Source organism: Flagellimonas ochracea (genome assembly GCF_009903685.1).
Taxonomy (GTDB): Bacteria; Bacteroidota; Bacteroidia; order Flavobacteriales; family Flavobacteriaceae; genus Flagellimonas; species Flagellimonas ochracea.
This window is the reverse complement of sequence record NZ_JAAABI010000017.1, coordinates 1-2667: the sequence shown is the minus strand read 5'-3', so window position 1 is coordinate 2667 and position 2667 is coordinate 1. Positions and strand designations below refer to the sequence as shown.

5 protein-coding genes are annotated in these 2667 nt (G+C 34.8%); all 5 read left to right on the top strand.

Features of this window, described 5'->3' with window-relative positions; genetic code table 11:
- The first annotated feature begins 261 nt into the window (after positions 1-261).
- The 5 genes from GTQ34_RS16515 (at position 262) to GTQ34_RS16495 (ending at position 2387) form a co-directional block, all read left to right on the top strand.
- Positions 262-420 carry a DUF1737 domain-containing protein gene (locus GTQ34_RS16515; RefSeq protein WP_166524915.1) on the top strand — a complete coding sequence of 53 codons (159 nt, stop codon included), beginning with the start codon at positions 262-264 and terminating at the stop codon, positions 418-420.
- A gap of 124 nt (positions 421-544) precedes the next feature.
- Positions 545-826 (top strand): hypothetical protein, encoded by a 282-nt coding sequence (locus GTQ34_RS16510; protein WP_166524914.1) that lies wholly within the window; start codon positions 545-547, stop codon positions 824-826.
- A gap of 11 nt (positions 827-837) precedes the next feature.
- Positions 838-1218, top strand: coding sequence for a hypothetical protein (locus GTQ34_RS16505; RefSeq protein WP_166524913.1), 381 nt, complete (start codon positions 838-840; stop codon positions 1216-1218).
- Between the two features lie 213 nt (positions 1219-1431).
- Positions 1432-1785, top strand: coding sequence for a hypothetical protein (locus GTQ34_RS16500; RefSeq protein WP_166524912.1), 354 nt, complete (start codon positions 1432-1434; stop codon positions 1783-1785).
- 164 nt (positions 1786-1949) lie between these two features.
- Positions 1950-2387 carry a hypothetical protein gene (locus GTQ34_RS16495; RefSeq protein ID WP_166524911.1) on the top strand — a complete coding sequence of 146 codons (438 nt, stop codon included), beginning with the start codon at positions 1950-1952 and terminating at the stop codon, positions 2385-2387.
- Positions 2388-2667 lie beyond the last annotated feature (280 nt).

The window sequence follows — 2667 nt, the reverse complement described above, 5'->3', positions numbered from 1 at the left end:
ATTCTGCAGAAAAACCGAGCGTGAGCGAAATTCATTTAGGAGAATTTGAAAATAGAAAAAATATTACTCCAACTTTATAGAATTAAAACTTTAATCAACAACGTTAACCAAAGTTCAAATAAACGATGGGCGCTATGAACGAGCAAACAAGTGAGGGTACGGGGAGAGATACTGGAAATACGGCGGAGTTATATAACTAAAATTATGTTCAGCAGCATTTAACATTTACTATAAAATAATTATTAATCAAATCAATTCAAAATGGAGTACAACGTAGCAGTATCAAACAACAGGGATCGACTGGTTGAAATGGTAAACACAAAAATTGGAGAAGGATGGGCTCCGAAAGGGGGCATATCCATGATCGAGGAAGAGGATGGGTCGAAGGCATATGCCCAAGCCATGATTAGACGTACCTAATGGAAAAGCTCCCCCACGGGGGAGTTTCCAAAACAACCAAAGTTCAAAAAAACGATTCCTTGTCAAAGAGATATTCTTATTGTAACATATTCTCGTTTTTCTCAACATATAATAAAGCTTATTTATGGGTGGAGAAGGCAGTATGCTGGGAGCCATTGTTAGTTTAAAGAACAATCGTTCACAGTTAAAAAAAAGAAAAATTCGAGAATTAAAAGATGTCCTGTATGAAGTGTCCGGCAAAACCGAATTGGAATTCAAACAGCTTTCCCATGAAGAAATTGAAGTCATTAAAGCCAATATTCGAGAACAATCAAGAAAAGATGCAAAATGGGAACTATTGGTATATTTATTAGCCCTAGCTTTTACCGTAGTTATTATTTGGTTTTTCATTTGGCTTTTTAGTTAAACCTTGGTGGAATGGGTTCATTTGAAAGAGGGCTGGGTGTCCTAATAGAATCATTTTCAGAGTTTCTTCAAAGACTTTTTGAGGGAAATGGCAACAATGAGCCTAATGAAAAAGAGTTGGAAAAAATATTGATGACGCAAGGTAATCTTTCCCTTAAGGAATCCATGGAACTGCCATTCTCAAAACTGCTCATTAAATTAAAGAACGTTGATACCAAGAATTTGGACCGGCTTGTGGTACATCTTTATGACAAAATGCTTGAAGCCAAAACTAAGAAACCGGAAAGACTAGAAAACACCATAATGAAATTGGTAAGTTATCTGGATGATGAAAGGGATGAGTTTTCACTTGATAGGAATAACATAAAAAATTCTTTACTTCACAAGAAGTGAGTAAAGTTCAAATAAAGGATGGTAGATATTAGAATCTTAAGATTTTTTGGAGGAATTGCTTTTTGGATAATTAATGGATTTAAAGGGAAGTTTTCCGGAATGATGGAAAAACAACATTCTCCAACTATTGGACTTGTGTTCGTAACCGTTGTGATATTGATACTAGTTCAGTTGTTGTAATTCAAAGTTCAATTAAACGATTGTGCGAGAACAATGGATTTACTTATAGAAAATCTCCAGGAGTCTGAAGGTTCATTTTATGAAAAACTGCATCAAGAGGGTTATTTTGACAATTCCTTATTTGCAGAATTGATACTTTACATTGATGGATTAAATTCTAGAGAATTGACAGAAATACAGCGATTGCGTTATTGTTCTCAAATCTGGGAGTTGGCCTACCGTATTCAATCGAGCATTGGATATAGTCATAATCAAAACGACTCATTTGAAATTACAAACATGGACGAAGAAAAACTGATTGAAATTGGACAAGTTCTAGAATATATATGCAAGTCATTTGCCGAAAACAGACAGTTGGACATGGATTTCATTAATGAGATGACCTAATAGAATGCCAATAATTAATGTAAAGTTCAAAAAAACGATTGCCTTGAGTCCACTAATTGCACTTCAAATTTATCTTAACTTAGTTCCACACATAAAAGATATATAGATCATATGATCTATATCCCTACGTTAGGTTTCATTAAATAAAATAGAATTCCACTATCATGAAAATATTCTTAACAGTTATCTCTTTGCTTACATTTCTTTTTACAGCTTCTGTCGATTCCACTAGAAATGAATATCAACCCAAAAACATGGACCTAAGAAAGAAATGGGACACGGAATTTATTGGACTTTGGGTCAATGAAAATAGTGAGAGACCAGGTATAACCAAATGTAAAATCAGCTTTGAGAATAATCGATATATTGTTCAAATGTGGGGCTCCTGTACTCCCCAAGATTGTGACTGGGGCAAAAACAAGACGGATGGAGTGGAAAAAGGAGCTAATAAATTCGAACTTCTTTGGGATTCAGGTTTTGCAGAAAGTACCGTTACCTATGAACTAGTTGAGGACAAACTAAAATTGACGAACAAAAGACATTTTAAGGATGATTCAGGCAGGCCAGATTATACGACAACCGAGTACTTCGTGAAAGAATAAAACGAAATCTAACATTGGCTATAATTCAGCTTTCCCTTGAACCGATCAAAAAACCATAACTTTAAATAACGGCTGGATTCCGAACTTGGAAAATCCTAGCGGATTTGCCAAGTCGAAATCATAGCCGAGACCGTTACCAAAGTTCAATAAAAGGATTATCGAATGCATCGATTTTATCCTATTTTGGGTGTATAGAGATGTATATTACATGTATATAAACAAGATGGAGTACATTCAGCCAAAGCTGACCCATGTTGCTATACTTTAAAAAAAAATGCAA